Here is a 19,415-nt window from a genome sequence, read left to right as displayed (position 1 = left end):
TCCGCGGTCTACCCCACAGCGCCCGGTTCGACACACCTACCGGGCCGAATCGGAGTTGACGGCCGTAGTTCAATGAACCCATGTCCTGGTCAGTGTGGCTCGCCTTTCTCGGCGCGAGCATCGTCATCAGTCTCTCCCCCGGCGCCGGTGCCATCGCGTCGATGTCCACCGGGCTCCGCTACGGCCTGCGCCGCGGATACTGGAACATCTTCGGGCTGCAGATCGGTCTGCTGATTCAGATCGGCGTCGTCGCCGTCGGACTGGGAGCCGTTCTGGCGAGCTCGACGCTGGCCTTCTCCGTCATCAAATGGTTCGGCGTCGCATACCTGGTCTACCTCGGAGTTCGACAGTGGCGGGCAGCCCCGACCGAGGTCGCCGACGCCCCGGCAGTAGCCGACCGTGGCACGACGATGCTCGCCCGAGGCTTCCTCGTCAACGCCAGCAACCCGAAAGCCGTCGTCTTCATGGTCGCGGTGCTCCCCCAGTTCCTCGATCCGACACGGCCTCTCGTCGTCCAGTACCTGCTGATCGCCGCCACGATGGTCGCGGTCGACATGCTCGTGATGACGGGGTACACCTCGCTGGCGTCGCGGGTGTTGCGCTTGATGAAATCCCAGCGTCAACAGAAGACGATGAATCGCACGTTCGCCGGGCTGTTCTTTGCCGCCGCAACGTTTCTGGCGACCGTCCGGCGGGTGACTCCGTGAGGAAATATCGCGTGATCATGAAGAATGCCCTCGGCGGCGATCCGATTCCACTGGGACTGTTCGACACGCTTCTGGAGGCCAACACCTGGATTCAGGACGTCGGCAAACGGGACGAGCACGAACTGGGCACCTATTCCGTCGAAGTTGTCGACGAGTGAGCGGGCGGTGTCCGTGTTCGAGTGGTGACACGTTCGATGCCTGTTGCGAGCCGTATCTGCGCGGGGAGGCGAGCGCGCCGACGGCGGAGAAGCTGATGCGATCGCGATTCACCGCGTTCGCCGTCGGCGATGTGGCCTATCTCCGCGCGTCGTGGCATCCCGACACCGCACCGGCCGAGCTGGAATTGGACCCCGACCAGCGGTGGTATCGACTCGACATTCTCGCAACCGACGCCGGTGGCATGTTCGACGACGCGGGAACGGTCGAGTTCCGAGCTCGGTACAAGCATCCCGACGGGGCGGGCTCGATGAGTGAGGTCAGCCGCTTCGCCCGCATCGACGGCCGGTGGCGCTACCTCGACGGGATCGTCTCGCGTTAGAGGTTGCGCAGCTTGGTCGGTCGGTTGCCCGAGGTGCGACGCGCTTCCTGCTTTTCCTTGATGCGTTCGGCATCCTTGCGCACCTGAATCTGGGTGCGACGCTCGCGAACGAGCCACTGGGGCGGGCTGGCGACGAGTTCGTCGATTGCCTCGGTGGTCAGCGCTTCGGTGACACCGCCGCGGGCCAGCCCCGCGATGGACACGCCGAGCTTCTTGGCGATGACGTCGCGGGGGAAGGGTCCGTTGGTCTGCAGGTCGGTCAACCACTGCGGCGGATCGCTGCGCAGTGCGTCCAGGTCGGACCGGCTGATCATCGAGTTCTGGAATTCTTCGGGTGCTGCGGGAAGGTAGATGCCGAGCTTGTTCGCCGCGGTCAATGGCTTCATGGTCTGCTGTTTGTTCTCCGGGCTCACCGGACCAGCTTATCCGGCCGCCGGCGCTCTCGACGCCACCGTCCCTCACTGCCCTCCTCGTCCCATAGGCTCGACATCGTGAACATCGATGTGCAGACACTGCGCTGGTACGCGGCGGTGGCGCAGCAACTGCATTTCGCGCGCGCTGCTCGGTCGCTCGGAATTTCGCGGATCCGCTTGAGCAAGACGATCGTGGAACTCGAGGAACAGCTCGGCGTCGACCTGTTCGTGCCCGGGGCATCCCCCACCGAGCTCACCGCGGAAGGCCGCGATCTGCTCGAGCGAGCCCTGGTGGAGATCGCCGAGGACGATCGGCTCTCGGAACTCGCGCAGGTCGCTGCGGCAGAGCCGACGACCTTCACCATCGGATACGCCGAAGGCGTGACGCTGACGAAGTGGACACGCATCTGGGCGGATCGGTTCCCCGACGTCACGCTGTCCGTGGTGGCGACGACGCCGCAGACACAGGTGTCGGCCCTGCGCGACGGAACGGTCGATGTGAGCTTCGTTCGTCCGCCGATCGATCGCGATGGGCTCAACGCGATCGGTCTGTACCAGGAAGTGCAGGTGGTGGTGGTCCCGAAAGACCACGCGGTCGCCGCATTCGATTCGGTCACCGCGACCGATCTCGCCGACGAGCATCTGCTCGCCGAACCAGCGACCGTGCCCGAATGGGCAGCGGTGGCAACCGAACTCGTGTCCGGGAGTCGACCGGAACTGCCGCCGATGAATTCCGTTGCCGAGACGTTCGAGTACGTGGCCGCCGGGCTCGGGGTGGCGATCGTGCCGCACTCGGTCGCCCGATTCAACGCCCGCAAGGACCTCGTCTACCGCCCCGTGACCGATGTCGAGCAGTCACAGATTGCACTGGCCTGGGTCGCCGAACGCGAGGACGACCGCATCGAGGAATTCATCGGTATCGTCCGCGGCCGCTCGACCCGCAGTTCACGCGGACCGTCGGACGAGGCACCGGTCAAGAAGAAGAAAGCGCAACCCTCCAAACCCGCTCGCCCCGTTGCCAAGACGAAGACGAACGCCCGACGCAGCGGGAAGCGTCGCTGACGTCTGCATCTCGCTCCGCCCCGAATCCATGAGAACGTGTGTTCGAAAGTGTGTCGGTGGGTCGCGATAGATTCTGTGCATGCTTTCGGGGGACGGCGGATCAGGGGTGGACGGCATCGAGACGGTGCCGCCCGCCCCCGAGGTGTCCGATCCCGAACTGTCGGCGCTGGTCGACCGGATCGAGTCCGCGATCGCGGAATTAGCGGAACAGTCGTCGGTGTCGTGGACGAACGCGGACCGGCGCGCAGTGGTTCAGCGGATGGAAACAGCGACCAGGTCGCTGACCGCGTATTCGTACACCTGGCTCAACGAACTGATCTCTCAGCACGGCCTCGATGTGTATCCGGGATCGGTGCCGTCGTCGGTGGCGTGGATGCTGCGGATCACCCCACGAGCAGCAGGAGCACGGGTCCGTCTGGCTGCGGAGTTGGGTGACCGCACCGCCTTCTCCGGTGAAGTCCTGCCGCCGTTGCTGCCGCACACCGCGGAAGCGTTGCGGGCGGGGTTACTCGATGCCAAGCATGTGCAGATGATCCGCGAGTTCTTCCGCCATCTGCCCCGGGATGTCGATCCGCAGACGCGCGAGCTCGCCGACGAGCAATTGGCGGGCTACGCCTCGACCAGGCGACCCGACGATTTCGCACCGTTGGTGGCGCACCTGGATTCGATCCTCAATCCCGACGGCGACCACGACGAGGACGAGGACGAGGACGGGAAGCCACCGAGACCACCGAAACGCAGGGATGCGTTCTTCTACCTCGGCGAGCAAGGTGCCGACGGAATGTCGGAAGGAAAATTCTGCGTCGACCCCGAGCTACGGGCCTACCTCGAAGCCTTGTTCTCCAAAGCCGCGAAACCCGGAGTGAACAACCCCGCAGACCCCACATCGATCATCCACGACGAGACCGGCGGCAAGGACAGCACGAGCCCTGCCGCTGCGAGCGACGGTGCGCGTCCCGATCCTGCAGCAGCCGAACCGGATTCGCCCACACCGAGTGGCGTCTGCGATACCGACACCCCACCGCCACCGCTACCGGAGCCGGACGACCGTTCGACGAGCGATCAGGGACTATGGAGCGATGCGGGACTGTGGAACGACGGTTCATTCGACAGCGACGATCCCTGCGACGGTGACGGCCGGTGCGGTGACGGCCTCGACTGTGGTTGCGGCACAAGGCCCGACGGCACCATCGAACCAGAGGACACTGCTGAGCCCGGCGACACAACCGACCCGGACGACGCAACCGATCCCGACGACGCCGTCGGATCCGACACCGACGACGCACCGGACACCGCAGCACGCGACGCTGCCGCCGCGCGGGATATCCGCACCCAACGCGAACGCCAACACGACGCCCTCAAACTCGCGCTCCGGCACACCCTGGCCTCCGGGACACTCGGCACCCACCGCGGCCTACCCGTCACCGCCATCGTCACCATGACCCTCAAAGACCTCGAAGCCGGCTGCGGCTACGCCATGACCGCCACCGGATCACGCGTGTCGATCCGCGACGCGATCCGCATGGCCTCGCACGCCCACCACTACCTGACCATCTTCGACGACCACGGCCGAGCCCTCTACCTCGGCCGCTCGAAACGCATCGCCTCCGCCGACCAACGCATCGTGCTCATCGCCCGAGACCGAGGCTGCAGCTTCCCCTCCTGCACCCGCCCCGCAACCTGGTGCCAAGCCCACCACCTCACCGACTGGAACACCGGCGGCTACACCGACATCGACTCCCTCACCTTCGGCTGCGACATGCACCACGCACTCGTCGGCACCGGACCCGGCACGTGGGCCACCACCAAAACCGGAGCCCGACATCGCTACCCGGGCCGCACCCTGTGGCACCCACCCACCGGAATGGACCCAAAACGCCGCGGGCTGGTCAACCACGCCCACCACCCAGAAGAAGTCCTCTACCCACCCGACCAGCACAACCACAACCACAACGACACCGGCGACGAAGAACCACGACAACCCGCCTGACGACCCATATCACCGTCAGGGCACAGCCCTGCCGTCGAACCGGCGCGAATCAGCGGGCCGGATGACGCTGTCGATGGCGAATCAGAACCGCGATTCCGAGCCCCACCAGTATCACCAGCAGTGGAGCTGCGATGGTGAGGGAAGCGTCGATGGCCAGAAACACAACGAGCAGCAGCGCTGCTGCCAGGAAATACACTGCTGCGAAACGTGGAGTCCACAGGACGGAGTCCATGCCCACCTCCTTGCGCGTACGAACTACGTGTCGTTACCGAAGGTAACTGAAAGGAGCCGGGCGAACTAGAGGCCAAGGCCCCGCAGTCGGTCGATTTCACGACGGTCGCGCTTGGTGGGCCTGCCCGCCCCGCGATCACGCCTCGGTACCGAGGCCAGAACTTCTTTCGGTGGCGGCGGCGGACTGCGATCGATCAAGCACTCGGGAACGACCGCTGCGCCTACTCGTTTGGTGATGGCCCGCAACACGACGACGATCTTCTCGACTCCGTCGGCCCGCAGTCTGATCTCGTCGTCCGGGCCGATGCGATGCCCGGGTTTGGCGGGAGTTCCGTTGACGCGGACGTGCCCGCCGCGGCAGGCAGCAGCCGCGGCAGACCGCGTCTTGAACAACCGAACCGCCCAGATCCAACTGTCGAGGCGGACGCTCTGAACTTCCATCTTCGAAAGAATCCCTCACATTGCGTGGCTCGACTACATGTCCAGGCCGAGGTCGAGCACAGTAACCGAGTGTGTCAGACCGCCAACCGCAAGGAAGTCGACCCCCGTACGCGCGTAGTCCCGTGCCACGTCGACAGTCAGGCCACCTGAGGATTCCAGCTTCGTCTGCGGTGCGAACGTGTCTCGGCGCTGCACCGCCATCTGTGTCTGCCAGAGCGGAAAGTTGTCCAGCAGAACCAGTTCGACGTTCTCCGCCAGTACCTGGTCGAGTTGCTCCAGGCTGTCTACCTCGACCTCGCATGCGATGTCGGGAGCCGCGGCCCGCACTGCGTTCAACGCAGCGACGACCGAACCGGCTGCCGCCACGTGATTGTCCTTGATGAGCGCGGCATCTCCCAGACCCATCCGGTGGTTGACGCCCCCGCCGGCGCGAACGGCGTACTTCTGCAGTGAACGCAGTCCCGGCAACGTCTTTCGGCTGTCCCGGATCTTGCATTCGGTGTCGGCGACCTCGGCGACCCAGCCGGCCGTCGCAGTGGCGATTCCCGAAAGATGACAGACGATGTTGAGCATCGTGCGTTCGGCAGTGAGCAGACCTCGAGTCGGGGCTTCGACCGTCAGAACGGCCTGTCCCGGTTCGACCTCGGATCCGTCCTCGATGCGATGCACGACGGAGTATCCGCCGCTTCCGATCACCTCGTCGAGAACCAGGAGGCCGACATCGATTCCGGCCACCGTGCCTAATTGGCGCGAGACCACCGACGCGGTGGCGACGGCGTTCTCGGGAACCGTTGCCAGCGTGGTGATGTCGGGTCCGTACCGCAGGTCCTCGTCGAGGGCGGTCCTGATCAGTGCGAGAACCTCGTCTCGGTCGACGCCCGGGTTCACCTCGTTCGGGGAATCGGTCATGTCAATGTGCTCCCGTCATCACATCGTCGTTCACTATCGTCAACCGTCCATCGAGATCTCGTTCGACGAACAGACTGCGGCGCTGCGCCGGATCGGTCTCCGGCGCATCGCGTCGGGTATGACACCCTCTGCTCTCGCGCCGCTCGGACGCGGTCAGCACGATCACCTCCGCCGCAGCGGTCAACGCTGCGTCCTCGACCGCCCGCGCATCCACGGGCGGTTCCGATACCACGCCGTGCTCCAGAACACGTTGCGCTGCAGCAAGACCCGTTGCATCCCGTACGACGCCGACCTCGGCGGTCATGGTGCGCTGCAGCACCGCGCGGTCGATACGGCGGTAGGTGGGCAGTGCGATATCCGAGATGCTGCCGGTGCGGCCGACCCGTTCGGCAGCCACATAGGCCGCACGCTCACCGACGACGAGACCCTCGAGCAGACTGTTCGACGCCAACCTGTTGGCACCGTGCAAGCCGGTGCGCGCCACTTCGCCCGCGGCCAGCAAGCCGGGAACCGAGGTACGTCCGGCCGTATCCGTCGCCACGCCCCCGCACGAATAGTGCGCTGCCGGTGCCACCGGAATCAGGTCCGTCGCCGGATCGAAGCCGGCCTCCAGGCACGAGGCGGTCACGGTCGGGAACCGTTCGTGGACGCGTTCGACCGTGCGGGCGTCCAGCAGTACGTGGTCGTCACCGCTGTCGTGCAGCAATTCGGCGATGGCGCGGGACACCACGTCGCGTGGCGCGAGGTCACCGAGCGGGTGCACCTCCGCCATGAACGCACGACCGGTGACGTCGACCAAGCGGGCTCCCTCTCCTCGCACTGCCTCGCTGATCAACGGGCGGCGGCCCGTCGACCCGGCGGCGAACAGAACCGTCGGATGGAACTGCACGAACTCCAGATCCGCGATCCGCGCACCGGCGTCGAGTGCGAGTGCAATGCCGTCGGCCGTCGCGCCGGGCGGGTTGGTGCTGCACGAGAAGAGCTGCCCCAGTCCGCCGGTGGCGAGCAGCACCGTCGGGCAATGAACGACGCCGACGCCGCGAGGCCCACGCACGAGAAGACCGACAACCTCTCCGTCGGTGGTCAGCACCCGCAGCGCGGTCGTGTCGAACTGCACCGTGGGCACCGACGCGTCCAGCGTGCGCTGCACCTCAGCCCCGGTCGCATCTCCCCCGGCGTGAACGATGCGACGAACGCTGTGGCCACCCTCGCGGGTCCGTGCCACCTCGCCGTCAGCCGCCAGGTCGAACTGCGCGCCCGCAGCCTCGAGCGAGGTGATCGCCGCACGTCCGCCGGACACGATGGAGCGCACCGCGTCCTCGTCGCACAAACCGGCACCGGCAACACAGGTGTCGGCCACATGCGATTCGATCGAGTCCTCGAGCTCGGGACCGACGACCGCAATTCCACCCTGGGCGTACTGCGTTGCGGTGTCGGTGGACTGCCCCTTGCTGACGGTCACCACCCGCAGGCCGCGGGCCGTCGCGGTGCGCGCCGCGGTGAGTCCGGCAATTCCACCGCCGACGACGAGCAGATCGGCCGCGGTTTCCCACGCGACCGATGGATTCACTCGCCGCCGCCCGGGGTGCCGATCTCGATCATCCGCTGCACCGACTTGCTCGCGATGTGCGCGGTCTCGAGGTCGACGTGCACCTCGTCGCGTCCTTCGACCAGGCAGCGCAGCAGAGCCGCAGGGGTGATCATCTTCATGTAGCCGCACGATGCGCGGTCGTTCACAGCGAGGAAGTCGACCTCGGGTGCAGCCATCCGCAACTGATGCAACATGCCGATCTCGGTGGCGACGAGAACCTGCTTGGACGCCGTGGTGCGCGCAGCGTCGAGCATGCCGCCGGTGGAGAGAATCTTCACCTTGTCCGCCGGTACGAATCCCTCGCCTGCGAGATACAGAGCCGAAGTGGCGCAGCCGCATTCGGGGTGGACGTACAGTTCTGCGTCCGGGTGGGTGCGAGACTTCTCGGCCAACTCGTCGCCGTTGATACCGGCGTGCACGTGGCATTCTCCGGCCCAGATGTGCAGGTTCTCGCGTCCGGTGACGCGCTTGACGTGCGCGCCGAGGAACTGATCGGGCAGGAACAGGATGTCGCGGCCCGGATCGATCGACTCGACCACCTCGACGGCGTTCGACGAGGTGCAGCAGATGTCGGTCAGCGCTTTGATCTCGGCGGTGGTGTTGACGTACGAGACGACGACGGCCTCCGGGAAATCCGCCTTCCATTCGCGGAGTTGGTCTGCGGTGATGGAATCCGCGAGGGAGCAACCGGCGCGCTGGTCGGGGATGAGGACCGTCTTCTGGGGGCTCAGGATCTTCGCGGTCTCGGCCATGAAGTGGACGCCGCAGAACACGATCGTGTCCTCGGACACCTCGGCGGCGATGCGCGAGAGTGCGAGCGAGTCACCGACATGATCGGCGACATCCTGGATCGCAGGCAGTTGGTAGTTGTGTGCGAGCAGCGTCGCACCACGCAGATCGGCGAGCCGTCGGACCTCGGCGGCCCATTCCGGCGTCGCCTCGACTCCCCCGTAGCCACCGGCTCCGTCGACGATGTCGCGAACTCCGGCGAATGCCGAGTCCAGGGTGTTCACCCGGGTAGCGCTGCTGGTCATGACGGTTCTCCTTCACCGATCATCCGGTCGTCGGTGACCGAATTTCCTCCGAGGGAGTTTTCGACCTATGATCGAAAACATGATTCATCGTAGCACCGTCCACGAAGTCCTCATTGCGGTGTTCCAAGTTCGAACCTTTTCCGACCCCGATGCCCCGGAATTGGCGGTACTGCTGTGGCAGCGCGCGCTCGATCCCGAGGCCGGGACCTGGTCGCTGCCCGGAGGCACCCTGCGCGACGACGAGAACCTCGCCACCTCCGCTCGGCGTCAGCTCGCGGAAAAGGTCGACGTGCGCTCGGTGGCACACCTCGAGCAACTGTCCGTCTTCAGCGAACCCGAACGTGTGCCGGGAGATCGGCGGATCGCGTCGACCTTCCTGGGCCTGGTGCCGATCTCGGCCGAGCCGACACTCCCCTCCGACACGGCATGGCACCCGGTTTCCGCACTGCCCCACATGTCGTTCGATCACGGAACCGTCGTCGCGCACGCGAGACATCGACTGGTCGCGAAACTCTCGTACACCAACATCGGATTCGCACTCGCGCCGGTCGATTTCGCGATCTCCTCGCTGCGCGAGATCTACGGTGCCGCACTCGGATATCAGGTCGACGCCACCAATCTGCAGCGCGTACTGAGCAGGCGTGGTGTCATCGAACCCACCGGACGACGCGCGCCGTCGGGCAAGGCAGGTGGACGACCGCCTGCACTGTTCCGCTTTGCCGACAACAGCATTCGAGTCACCGACGAGTTCGCCGCATTGCGCCCACCGCAGACGTGAACCGCTGCGGTCAGTCGACCCGATTCGAGTCGAACGACGGCGGCGGCGGGGAGAACTCGACATCGAGGTCGTCCGGTTCGGGTTCGGTGTAGTGCAGATTGTCGTTGGGATTCATCGCCGCCAGCAGCAGGATCACCAGCGATGCCATCAGCGCCTGAACGATCAGCACCAGCGGAGTGTCGACGCTCGGCGCAACAGTGACGATCGACCCGACTGCAGGGTCGGCGGCCTTCGGAAACCGAAGAGCAGCAATCCCGTTGCCCACCAGGAGAGCAGCGACCGAACCTGCGAGAGCGCCGACGAAGATCGCACCGAACAGCCGCGGACCTCGCTCCGACTTCCACAGCCACCACCCGATCGGGATGACGAGACCCAGGGCCAAGGACACGAAGGAGAAGAGCGCGAGGCCGTCGAAGCGGTGCAGACTCTCACCGGTCAGTGCGGCCCCACGGTCCTGCGCCACCACGAGCAGCTGCTGCGCCGGTGCCAGAAATCCCCACAACATCCCGCCCAGAGCCGACACTGCCACCGAGACTCCGACAACCACCGACAGCACACGAACGGTACTGGTCCGCGGTGGGACTTCGAGAACGTCCGACATGACCACCTAGCGCCTACCCGTCGCGGCCGAGTCGACGAGACCGTGACGCGAGCACAGCGATGTCCACCCGTCGGGGACGATCTGGACCACCATGCGGCGTCCGCATTCTGCGCAGAACCGCGGCGGCTCCAGCCCGAGCCGGACGGCGACCGACATCGAATCCGCGCCCATCTCGGCTCGGGATTCGACAGGCCGGCCGGTGTACGGGTCGTAGTGGGTCTCGCTCGTCATTCGACCCACCCTAATACGCCCATCAGATAGTCGAGTTGAGCGCTTTGATCGGCATCTGCAGCTCGCCGAGAAGGTCGAGGTCCTGCTCTGCCGGACGACCGAGCGTCGTCAGGTAGTTGCCGACGATGACCGCATTGATGCCGCCGAGAATTCCCTGCTTCGCACCCAGATCACCGAGAGTGATCTCGCGGCCGCCGGCGAACCTGAGAATCGTGCGCGGCAGGGCGAGACGAAACGCAGCGACAGCGCGCAGAGCATCCGATGCCGGCAGCACGTCGAGGTCTCCGAACGGGGTTCCCGGCCGGGGGTTGAGGAAGTTCAAGGGCACCTCGTCGGGTTCGAGTGCGGTGAGATCGGCTGCGAACTCGGCCCGCTGCCCGAGCGTCTCCCCCATGCCGAGAATTCCGCCGCAACACACCTCCATGCCTGCCTCGCGCACCATCTTCAGGGTGTTCCACCGCTCCTCCCAGGTATGGGTGGTCACCACGTTCGGAAAGTACGAACGAGAGGTCTCGAGATTGTGGTTGTAGCGATGCACACCCATTGCCGCGAGCCGATCGACCTGATCCTGATCGAGCATGCCCAACGAGCAGGCGATATCGATCTCGACCTCGTTCCGAATGGCCTCGATACCCGCGGCGACCTGCGCGAGCAACCGATCGTCCGGTCCGCGCACCGCGGCGACGATGCAGAATTCCGTCGCTCCGGTCTTCGCGGTCTGCTTCGCAGCTTCCACCAGCGAGGGGATATCGAGCCACGCAGCTCGGACCGGGGAGGCGAAAAGCCCGGACTGCGAACAGAAGTGACAGTCCTCGGGGCACCCGCCGGTCTTGAGGCTGACGATTCCTTCCACCTCGACCTCGGGCCCGCACCACTTCATCCGCACCTCGTGGGCCAACAGCATCGTCTCCTCGAGACGGTCGTCACCGAGCTCGAGAACCTCGAGAACCTGAGATCGATCGAGCGCGATGCCGTCGCCGAGCACCTGTGTACGCGCCGTGCGCAAAATGTCCATTCCGGGTCCCCTCGTCGTCGAACGGCATCGAAATTGAACACCGTTCAAGTTGAACGGCGTTCACGTTAGGCACCGCGCTCGGCTACTGTCAAAGCGACGCGGCGTCGAACGACAGGGGGAAGTACGTGCAACTGAACAGGCAGGACGTCCTGGACGGCGCGATCGCCATTCTCGACGAGTACGGCCTGGCAGACCTGACGATGCGCCGTCTGGCGACGTCACTGCACGTCCAGCCGGGCGCGCTGTACTGGCACTTCCCCAACAAACAGACGCTGCTCGGTGCCATCGCCGACCACATACTCTCGGGTGCCGATGCACCGTCCACCGAGGATTCGTGGGACGCACAGATCGCTCAGATCGCGCACCGACTGCGCGACGCGCTTCTCTCCCGACGCGACGGTGCCGAATTGGTGGCCGCGACCTACGCGTCGAGGCTGACCACCAACCACATTCGCGAACGCATTGCCGCCGTGTGCATTCGAGCAGGACTGCCGCGACGCGACGCGGAACTCACCGCCGACACATTGCTGTACTACATCCTCGGTCAGACCGTGGACGAGCAAGCGCGGCTTCAGATGGATTCCGCCGGAGCCCTCACGCCCGACGCGTCGCCGCTTTTCGAGAGTCCAGATCCGACGAGCAGATTCGATTTCGGACTGAAACTCTTTCTCGACGGGGTACGCCACACCGCGGTGAACCGCATCCGCCGCTGATCGATCAGAATTCGGCGAAGACGATCCGCTCGTTCCCGTTGTCCAGGGTCATGGTTCCGCCGTCCCGCGACCACCGTGGCGAGGAGGTCAGGAACGCCGACAGCCACCGGTCCTGCTCCATGATCGCCTCCGGGCAGGCCACGCGCGTCGACCCGAGAGAGTCGATGGTGATTCTGCCCTGCGAGGTGTCCACGGTGCCGAACAACCTGTTGCACCCCGCCTCGGCCGAGATCCGGTCGTCGACGAATTCGAGCCTGACCGTCGTTCCGGCGACCGGCGTGTAGGAGTCGGGTGCATCGACCGACGAGTACGTCTTGCCCGCCGGGAATTCGCCGTACGAGTCGGCACACCCAGAAGCCACCACGCTCGCGCCGAACGCGAGAGCGAGCAACGCGCGCCGCGCGTCAGCCACCGAAAATCGGCCCCAGACCGGCCGCACCGGCATTTCCGCGGGACGCGAACGGGTTGTCGTGCACCATGTACGTCCAGGTCGACGTCGGTCGACGCAAGCCGGCTTCGTCCAGATCGATTCCCTCCGAGGTGATCTCGGCCGACTCGAACGTCGCGTGCGAGAGATCCATCGCCTTGGAGGACACCGTCTTGAACGCCTCGACAGCGATCCGGTGATACTCGTCCAGCGGGTTCTCCCGCCCCAGTGCGCGCAGGTGGATGCTCTCCCGTACGTCGGCGAGGTGCGCGAGGTAGTCCGACCACGACCGATCGAGGTGGTACAGGACGATCTGGCGGGCGACCTCGATCAGAGTCTCCTCGGACACGGTCTCGCGCAACTCCTTCGAGCGCGCCGGTGCGTGCTGCTCGAGCAGCGTCAGTGCCTCGTCGGAGTCGAGCAACGTGGCCCGGCGGCGATCGAGGATCTCACGGTGCTGAGCCGTCAGCTGGTTGTAACGCCACGTGCGCGAATGTATTTCGAGCATCTGGCCCTCGGCGATGCGTTGCGCATGATCGACACGGTCGGCCGCAGCAGCCGAGGTGAAGAGGCCGCTCTCGTCGATGCCTTTCGGGGCATCCTTGTCGCCGATGTTATTCTTGACGACGTCGTCCTCCCAACTGCCGAAGAACAGCGACCGGCCGGGGTCTCCCTGCCTACCTGCACGTCCTCGGAGCTGATTGTCGAGTCGCTCGGTGGTGTGGCGACCGGTGCCGAGAACGAACAGTCCGCCGAGCTCGGCAATCCGTTCGCGGTCGGTGCCGTCGGGACCACCGAGCTTGATGTCGGTTCCACGTCCGGCGATCTGCGTCGAGACCGTCACCGCGCCGTGTACGCCCGCCGCAGCGATGACCGCCGCCTCCTCGGCGTCGTTCTTGGCATTGAGCACCACCACCTCCACGCCCGACCCGGTGAGCGTCGAGGCCAGCGCCTCGGACTCTGCGACGTCGTGGGTGCCGATGAGGATCGGCTGACCGGTCTCGTGGATCTGCTTCACCTGCAGCGCAATTGCAGCGTTCTTGTGCTCGATCGTGTCGTATACGCGGTCGTCTTCGTCGACGCGAACCGTGGGAACGTTGGGCTCGATGATCGAGACTCCGAGGCCGTAGAACGTGCGAAGCTGCTCCCCCGCCGCCATGGCGGTACCGGTCATACCGCACACCGTCGCGTATCGATTGATCAACGCCTGCACGGTGATGGTATCGAGAATTTCACCGGTCTCGGTGGGAGCGAGCCCCTCCTTGATCTCGACCGCAGCCTGCAATCCGTCCGGCCATCGCTGCAGTTCGGCCACCCGGCCACGCGAGGCGTTGATCAACTGCACCCGTCCGTCACGGACGATGTAGTCGACGTCGCGCTGGACCAGCACCTGGGCGTGCAGTGCCACGTTGACCGCCACCAATGTCGTCCCGACATGATGTTCGGAGTACAGGTCGATACCGCCCAGCTCCTTCTCCATCCGCAGTGCGCCCTCGTCGGTGAGGAACACGTTGCGTCCTTCGGCATCGGTGTCGAAATGAACTCCCTTGTCCAGCAATCGGACTGCATCCATGACCGTCGAGGTCGAGACGTCGCCGGAGACCGAACCGGCCAACACCAGCGGAACGAGCGCCTCGTCGACCAGTACGGAATCGGCCTCGTCGATCAGGGCGACGTCCGGCACGGGTGCCACCAGATCGTTTCGGTCGTTCACCAGATGATCACGCAGAACGTCGAACCCGATCTCGTTGACCGAGGCATAGGTGATGTCGCAGGCATAGGCGGCGCGCCGCTCGGATGCGGTCGACGACTCGCCGATGGAACCGACGGTGATACCGAGGGACTCGAACAGTGGCTGCATCCATTGCGCATCACGTTGCGCGAGAAAGTCGTTGACCGAGATGACGTGCACCGAACGCCCGGACAGCACGTATCCGACGGCAGCGATGGCACCGGCCAACGTCTTGCCCTCGCCGGTTGCCATCTCCACCACGTCACCGGCGAGCAATCGCACGGCACCGTGCAACTGAACGTCGAAGGGCCGGAGCTTCAGGGCACGCTCGCTCGCCTCGCGCGTCAACGCCAGGTACCGAGGGACATCGAGACGGTCGGCATTGACGACCCGCAGCGCGGTCGCCTCGGTCGCCAACTCGCTCGCGCTCAGGGCAGCAGCCCATTCCGCATGCTCCTGAGCCCGGTCGACGCGTCGACGCGAGGTGCTCTGCGCCTTCTGCGCCGAGCGGCCGAGTACGCGCCAGAATCGGTCGGAGCCCAAAGCCATCTGTTATCCCTACCTGAGAAAGAAGAACCGTTCCCACCCACAGTACCGAGTGCGGCTCCGCCCAGCTCTAGGCATCGAGCGGGGTCGTCACCGCAATCCGACGCGTGCCGTCGTCCAGCGTCACCACCTGATAGGCGTTGCGCTCGGTTCCCACCGGCGAACCGTCGGAGTCGAGGTTCTCCAGCAGAAGGTGCCCAACCCAGATACCCGGCACCTGCGCCTCGGTGACGATGTCGCGCGCCCGCACCCCCTGTATTCCGCGCGACCGATAGTAGGTCTGCCCCTGCCGAAAGAACTCTCGGGTCTGCTGCGGCTCGGCGATCGCCGCACAACCCCGCGCCGTGACGGCCAGAGCCGGATAGTTGTAGATATTCGCCAGACCGTCGAGATCGCCCGAGGTCAAGTACCCCGTGTAGCGGGCGAAGAAGCTGTCGATCGATTCGGTGTCAGGTGTCATATCGACAACGGTAGGACCCAATCCCGTCAGGGCGGTGTCGGGAATCGGGAAGAATTCGGACGGTGCCGAAGGACAACGCGCCCCGATCGCTCGACAGCGCACTCACCTTGCGCCGCGTCGCGCGTCAGCAGCGGATCGTGGAATGGCTGGGGTCGGCGGCTGCGCCGTTGACCTCACCCGAACTCGCGCAACGGCTCGGGGTTTCCGTGCGCACCGTCGAACGCGACCTTGCCCGGTTGCGTGAGTCCGGGGTTCCCATCGATGCGGTACCGGGTGTGCACGGCGGATCTCGACTGGCAAGCGTCGCCGCGCCCCGGCCGGTGCGGTTGACCGCCCCCGAGATAGCAGCACTCATCGCCAGCCTCGCCGCCCTGGGACCCAGCGAAACCGACAGTGCAGCATCGGCAATGAGCGCTCTGGTCGAGGCATTGACCACCGACTGACCCGGGGTTGCCGTAGTCGTCGAGCTGCAATCGTTGGATGTTGCAATCGGCAGTTGTGGCGATTTCCGACGATCGAGACGGCCCGACACAGGCGATTCGCTGCGCAGTTCGGTGAGCTGTCACTGTTCCTGGCTCTTGGAGGCGCGAGGCCCCCGTTTCACAACTGCTCGACCAACGCAGGCAGCCCCGTCGCAGCCGTGGTGCGCCACCGGTGATCGGCCATGTCCGAGACCTCGGTCTCGACCGGGTTGATCTCCACCACCGTCGCTCCGGCGCTGCGGGCGATCGCAGGCAGCCCGGCGAACGGGTACACAACTCCGGACGTGCCGACCACGAGAACCAGGTCGGCATGTCGGACGGCCTCCTCGGCCGCCTCCCATGCGGCCTCGGGAAGCGATTCGCCGAACCACACCGCACCCGGCCTGATCAGCCCACCGCACAGCGGGCACTCCGGCGGCGGAACCCGCTGGTCCGCCTCGGCAGGTGCGTCCGCGGCATCGTCGAACTGCGCCCGCGTTCCACAATCGCTGCAGTACGGCTCGAACAGTGACCCGTGCACGTGCGAGAGAACCGTGGCCCCCGCCCTCTCGTGCAGGTCGTCGACATTCTGAGTGGCGATGTCGACGTGCGCCCGCTGCTGCCATTGCGCGAGTGCCACGTGTCCGGCGTTGGGCTCGGAGCGTCGGACCAATTCGGCCCGCCACCGATACCAGCCCCACACCAGATCACTGTCGGCCGACCACCCCTCGGGGCTGGCGAGGTCCTTGGGATCGAAGTCCTTCCACAACCCGCTCTGGGCGTCCCGAAATGTTGCGATCCCCGATTCGGCCGACATGCCTGCACCGGTGAGCACGGTGATCCGCGATGCGCCTCTCGCGGCGTCCACGACGGGCTCAGGAACGGAAACGGGCGACGAATTCTCGGAAGTGGTCACACAGTCATTGTGCCGAGCGGTGTGCCACCTCGCGCTACCGTGGTCGCATGAGCATCGACGCCACCGCGCGGACCCGACGACGGTGGCCGCTGTGGGTGGCAGCCTGCACGGCTGTCGTCGTGGTCGCGGTGGTCGGTGTTCTGTGGCTGGCACCGAGCCGGTACCTCCCATGGGACACCGAAGCATTCCCTGAGGTGAATGCCGGCGAGTTGACCACCGATCAGGCCCGGGTGGTCGAACTCCTGCGCACCGAGCACGAGCTGCAGCGGCCGGGAACGTTCTACGCCGAAGGCATCGACGAAGCGTGGTGCGCCGATTTCGTCAGTTGGATCATGAAGGAGGCGGGACTGCCGCTGTCGAATCCTCATTCGGGTTCGTGGCGCATACCCGGCGTCTACACCCTGCAGGAGTTTTACCAGGAGCAGGGCCGATTCGAGGCCGTGGGCGACTACACGCCATCGGTGGGCGATGTGGTGCTCTACGACAACGCCAGCTGGGCCGGCCAGCACACCAACGTGATCGTTGCGGTCGGGGGCGGCGAGGCCATCACCGTCGGAGGCAACGAAGCCGGCAAGATCAGGGTGCACACACTGAACTACGCATCCGATTCCGGGGTCGTCGGATTCGGCCGGCTGCAGAGCTGACGGTCGTCATCAGGGCGCTTCGTACGCCTCGCCGTACGAGCGTGCACCACCGTCTCGTTTGGCCCGATAGAGCAGCATGTCCGCGCGGTCGAAACAGTCGTCGACGGACTCCCCCGCGCGCAGGGTCGTGTAACCGGCCGAGAAGGTCTGTCCGTCGGGCACGACCGCCGACAGCTCGGCCAGCACGGCCGACATGGTCGTCGAATCCACCCCGGGCATCGCGAGTGCGAACTCCTCGCCGCCCCACCTGGCGATGGAGACCCGGCCACCGAGAAGGTCCTGCGCAGCAGCGGAGAACCGAACCAAAAACCGATCCCCGCGTCCGTGCCCGTACCTGTCGTTGTACGACTTGAACCGATCGAAGTCGATCATCGCCAGAGCCAATGCGAGGTCGGCACCACGGGGTGTCGTCAACTGATGCAACCGATCTCGCCATCCACGTCGGTTGAGCAAGCCGGTGAGGGCATCGGTCTGCGCGGCTTGACGGAGGTCGTCCTCGACGCGCCGCCGGTCGGTGGTGTCGTGTACGACTGCCATCGTCCACCGAATGCCCCCGGGGCCGGGAACCTCACTGGCCGAGATCCACCCCCACCGGACCGTGCCGTCGGCATGCAGGTAGCGCTTCTCGACATGAACCGATTCCCCGCGCGCCTTGGCGTCGTCCATGATCTGTTCCATCGCGGCGTGCTGAGCCAGATCGTCGGGATGGGTGAACTCACGCGAGGACCGGCCGGACAACAGATGGCGCGGACAACCGACGATGGCCGCATACGCCTCGTTCGCGAGAACCAACAATCCGTTCTCGTCGGCCAGGGCCAATCCGACTGTGCTGGCCTCGAACATCTCCCGATACCAACGATCGGTGTCGACCATCTTCAGCCGGGTCTCTTCCTCGAACTGTGCGAGCCACGTCGAATCGCACGGACCACCGAGACTACTCGGTGCGCCGTACCGGACTGCTCACGAGCAGGGCGCGGCCGATCTTGACCTTGACGTAGCGTCACGGTTCACACTGAACACATGAGAATCGGATCCCTGGCCGAGGCCGCCGGAACGACACCTCGAACCGTGCGTCACTATCACCGTCTCGGCCTGCTCGGTGAGCCGCGCCGACTGTCCAACGGGTACCGCGAGTACACGATCGACGACGTGGTTCGACTGATGAGAATTCGCTGGCTCGCCGATGCCGGAATGCCCCTCGGTGCGATCGCAGCCGCCCTCGACCGGTCCGCTACGGACGAGAGCGATGTGGTCGCCGATCTGCGCGCTCTGCTCGCGGCTATCGAAACGGAACAAAAAGCTTTGGCGCACAGGCACGCTCGTTTGTCGGCCCTGCTCGACGACGCCGTCGAGCAGCGTCCACTGACGGCCCTGCCGCGCGATGCGGCCGACACACTGGCCGCGTTGATCGATACTGCCGCCGAGACCGACCGAGACGCGTTGCTCCGCGAGCGTGACCTACTCGAGGTGATGGCGATCTCGGGCACCGTCCCCACGTCGTTCTTCGAGACGATGACCGCGACGCTCGACGATCCCGGAACCCGTCTGAAGTACCTGGCACTCCTGCGCAGATTCAGCGCGCTCGAAGGCCGAGGCGTCGACGATTCCGCAGGTGACATCGATTCTCTCGCAGCAGAATTGGCGTCGGTGCTCGATATCCACGCTCTCGTCTCGACGGAGCCCGACGTCCCTGCCCACGAGAGCGGCCCGCTGAGCATCGACGACATCGTGCCCGATCCCGCTCAGCGCGCAGTGATCATCGAGGCCATCGCGCGTCTGGAGACCGGCGAACCCATCCGCCCCGGTGGTGCTCGATGACGGTCCACACTCCCGTCCAGGTCGGCCGATGGCACGCATTGCTGCTGTGGGCGCGGGGACGGCATGCCCCGGTCGACTCGGACTCCGCAACGTTCACGGCAGTGCGTGGAACCCTTGCCATGCCTGCGATGTTCGGCATCGTCACCGTCATCGAGAT

24 protein-coding genes are annotated in these 19,415 nt (G+C 65.6%); 10 read left to right on the top strand and 14 right to left on the bottom strand.

Annotated features, from left to right (window positions below; genetic code table 11):
* Positions 1-80 precede the first annotated feature (80 nt).
* The 3 genes from rhtB to CH296_RS21080 are packed head-to-tail and all read left to right on the top strand — an operon-like array spanning position 81 to position 1,245.
* Positions 81-707, top strand: coding sequence for a homoserine/homoserine lactone efflux protein (gene rhtB / locus CH296_RS21085; protein WP_032394345.1), 627 nt, complete (start codon positions 81-83; stop codon positions 705-707).
* A gap of 11 nt (positions 708-718) precedes the next feature.
* Positions 719-865 carry a hypothetical protein gene (locus CH296_RS29050; RefSeq protein ID WP_155290785.1) on the top strand — a complete coding sequence of 49 codons (147 nt, stop codon included), beginning with the start codon at positions 719-721 and terminating at the stop codon, positions 863-865.
* Positions 862-1,245 (top strand): YchJ family protein, encoded by a 384-nt coding sequence (locus CH296_RS21080; RefSeq protein ID WP_094629243.1) that lies wholly within the window; start codon positions 862-864, stop codon positions 1,243-1,245. The genes CH296_RS29050 and CH296_RS21080 overlap by 4 nt, the downstream gene beginning before the upstream one ends.
* On the opposite strand, the gene CH296_RS21075 is transcribed toward CH296_RS21080, so the two are convergent.
* Complete coding sequence (locus CH296_RS21075) at positions 1,242-1,658, bottom strand: DUF5997 family protein (RefSeq protein WP_032394347.1); 417 nt, start codon at positions 1,656-1,658, stop codon at positions 1,242-1,244. The two genes, CH296_RS21080 and CH296_RS21075, sit on opposite strands and share 4 nt — an antisense overlap.
* Positions 1,659-1,736: 78 nt before the next feature.
* Here CH296_RS21075 and CH296_RS21070 point away from each other — a divergent pair, with 78 nt between their 5' ends.
* Positions 1,737-2,720: a LysR family transcriptional regulator gene (locus CH296_RS21070; RefSeq protein ID WP_094647751.1), complete on the top strand. Its 984-nt coding sequence runs from the start codon at positions 1,737-1,739 to the stop codon at positions 2,718-2,720.
* Positions 2,721-2,799: 79 nt separating this feature from the next.
* Positions 2,800-4,710 (top strand): HNH endonuclease signature motif containing protein, encoded by a 1,911-nt coding sequence (locus tag CH296_RS21065; RefSeq protein ID WP_094685688.1) that lies wholly within the window; start codon positions 2,800-2,802, stop codon positions 4,708-4,710.
* A gap of 49 nt (positions 4,711-4,759) precedes the next feature.
* On the opposite strand, the gene CH296_RS21060 is transcribed toward CH296_RS21065, so the two are convergent.
* The 5 genes from CH296_RS21060 to nadA form a co-directional block, all read right to left on the bottom strand.
* On the bottom strand, positions 4,760-4,942 hold the full coding sequence (locus CH296_RS21060; RefSeq protein WP_094685687.1) for a hypothetical protein: 183 nt from the start codon (positions 4,940-4,942) through the stop codon (positions 4,760-4,762).
* Positions 4,943-5,007: 65 nt separating this feature from the next.
* On the bottom strand, positions 5,008-5,382 hold the full coding sequence (locus CH296_RS21055) for an RNA-binding S4 domain-containing protein (RefSeq protein WP_094685686.1): 375 nt from the start codon (positions 5,380-5,382) through the stop codon (positions 5,008-5,010).
* Between the two features lie 33 nt (positions 5,383-5,415).
* A complete protein-coding gene (gene nadC / locus CH296_RS21050; RefSeq protein WP_094685685.1) occupies positions 5,416-6,291 on the bottom strand; it encodes a carboxylating nicotinate-nucleotide diphosphorylase in 876 nt (291 codons plus the stop codon).
* Between the two features lies 1 nt (position 6,292).
* On the bottom strand, positions 6,293-7,861 hold the full coding sequence (locus CH296_RS21045) for an L-aspartate oxidase (RefSeq protein ID WP_094685684.1): 1,569 nt from the start codon (positions 7,859-7,861) through the stop codon (positions 6,293-6,295).
* Positions 7,858-8,916 (bottom strand): quinolinate synthase NadA, encoded by a 1,059-nt coding sequence (gene nadA / locus CH296_RS21040; RefSeq protein WP_045194953.1) that lies wholly within the window; start codon positions 8,914-8,916, stop codon positions 7,858-7,860. Before nadA ends, CH296_RS21045 begins: the two co-directional genes overlap by 4 nt.
* A gap of 79 nt (positions 8,917-8,995) precedes the next feature.
* Here nadA and CH296_RS21035 point away from each other — a divergent pair, with 79 nt between their 5' ends.
* A complete protein-coding gene (locus tag CH296_RS21035) occupies positions 8,996-9,694 on the top strand; it encodes an NUDIX domain-containing protein (RefSeq protein WP_032394685.1) in 699 nt (232 codons plus the stop codon).
* A 10-nt stretch (positions 9,695-9,704) separates the two neighbouring features.
* Here the strand turns inward: CH296_RS21035 and CH296_RS21030 are convergent, their stop codons facing one another.
* The 3 genes from CH296_RS21030 to bioB are packed head-to-tail and all read right to left on the bottom strand — an operon-like array spanning position 9,705 to position 11,541.
* Positions 9,705-10,295 carry a DUF2567 domain-containing protein gene (locus tag CH296_RS21030; RefSeq protein ID WP_094685722.1) on the bottom strand — a complete coding sequence of 197 codons (591 nt, stop codon included), beginning with the start codon at positions 10,293-10,295 and terminating at the stop codon, positions 9,705-9,707.
* A gap of 6 nt (positions 10,296-10,301) precedes the next feature.
* Complete coding sequence (locus CH296_RS21025) at positions 10,302-10,526, bottom strand: hypothetical protein (RefSeq protein WP_094685683.1); 225 nt, start codon at positions 10,524-10,526, stop codon at positions 10,302-10,304.
* A 22-nt stretch (positions 10,527-10,548) separates the two neighbouring features.
* Positions 10,549-11,541 carry a biotin synthase BioB gene (gene bioB, locus CH296_RS21020; RefSeq protein ID WP_045194949.1) on the bottom strand — a complete coding sequence of 331 codons (993 nt, stop codon included), beginning with the start codon at positions 11,539-11,541 and terminating at the stop codon, positions 10,549-10,551.
* A 125-nt stretch (positions 11,542-11,666) separates the two neighbouring features.
* Here bioB and CH296_RS21015 point away from each other — a divergent pair, with 125 nt between their 5' ends.
* The gene (locus CH296_RS21015; protein WP_032394355.1) at positions 11,667-12,254 is read left to right on the top strand and encodes a TetR/AcrR family transcriptional regulator C-terminal domain-containing protein; all 588 of its coding nucleotides are present in this window, start codon (positions 11,667-11,669) and stop codon (positions 12,252-12,254) included.
* A gap of 4 nt (positions 12,255-12,258) precedes the next feature.
* Here the strand turns inward: CH296_RS21015 and CH296_RS21010 are convergent, their stop codons facing one another.
* From CH296_RS21010 to CH296_RS21000, 3 genes are all read right to left on the bottom strand, one after another.
* Positions 12,259-12,666 carry an META domain-containing protein gene (locus tag CH296_RS21010; protein WP_052049321.1) on the bottom strand — a complete coding sequence of 136 codons (408 nt, stop codon included), beginning with the start codon at positions 12,664-12,666 and terminating at the stop codon, positions 12,259-12,261.
* A complete protein-coding gene (secA2, locus tag CH296_RS21005) occupies positions 12,659-14,962 on the bottom strand; it encodes an accessory Sec system translocase SecA2 (RefSeq protein ID WP_094685682.1) in 2,304 nt (767 codons plus the stop codon). Before secA2 ends, CH296_RS21010 begins: the two co-directional genes overlap by 8 nt.
* A 67-nt stretch (positions 14,963-15,029) precedes the next feature.
* On the bottom strand, positions 15,030-15,419 hold the full coding sequence (locus CH296_RS21000) for a hypothetical protein (RefSeq protein WP_032394357.1): 390 nt from the start codon (positions 15,417-15,419) through the stop codon (positions 15,030-15,032).
* A gap of 62 nt (positions 15,420-15,481) precedes the next feature.
* Between CH296_RS21000 and CH296_RS20995 the strand changes: the two genes are divergently transcribed.
* Positions 15,482-15,862, top strand: a complete 381-nt coding sequence (locus tag CH296_RS20995; RefSeq protein ID WP_235387093.1) for a YafY family protein — start codon at positions 15,482-15,484, stop codon at positions 15,860-15,862.
* A 157-nt stretch (positions 15,863-16,019) separates the two neighbouring features.
* Here CH296_RS20995 and CH296_RS20990 read toward each other — a convergent pair whose 3' ends face one another.
* A complete protein-coding gene (locus CH296_RS20990; protein ID WP_082073681.1) occupies positions 16,020-16,796 on the bottom strand; it encodes an NAD-dependent deacylase in 777 nt (258 codons plus the stop codon).
* A 47-nt stretch (positions 16,797-16,843) separates the two neighbouring features.
* Here CH296_RS20990 and CH296_RS20985 point away from each other — a divergent pair, with 47 nt between their 5' ends.
* Positions 16,844-17,440, top strand: coding sequence for a CHAP domain-containing protein (locus CH296_RS20985; RefSeq protein WP_094685681.1), 597 nt, complete (start codon positions 16,844-16,846; stop codon positions 17,438-17,440).
* A 9-nt stretch (positions 17,441-17,449) separates the two neighbouring features.
* Here CH296_RS20985 and CH296_RS20980 read toward each other — a convergent pair whose 3' ends face one another.
* Positions 17,450-18,313, bottom strand: coding sequence for a sensor domain-containing diguanylate cyclase (locus CH296_RS20980; protein WP_094685680.1), 864 nt, complete (start codon positions 18,311-18,313; stop codon positions 17,450-17,452).
* A gap of 147 nt (positions 18,314-18,460) precedes the next feature.
* Between CH296_RS20980 and CH296_RS20975 the strand changes: the two genes are divergently transcribed.
* A complete protein-coding gene (locus CH296_RS20975) occupies positions 18,461-19,258 on the top strand; it encodes a MerR family transcriptional regulator (protein ID WP_094685679.1) in 798 nt (265 codons plus the stop codon).
* Positions 19,259-19,415 lie beyond the last annotated feature (157 nt).

The sequence above is a fragment of the Rhodococcus sp. 14-2496-1d genome (assembly GCF_002259365.1).
Lineage (GTDB): Bacteria > Actinomycetota > Actinomycetes > Mycobacteriales > Mycobacteriaceae > Rhodococcoides.
The sequence above is the reverse complement of the archived record's forward strand: the minus strand, read 5'-3'. Positions and strand labels throughout refer to the sequence as shown.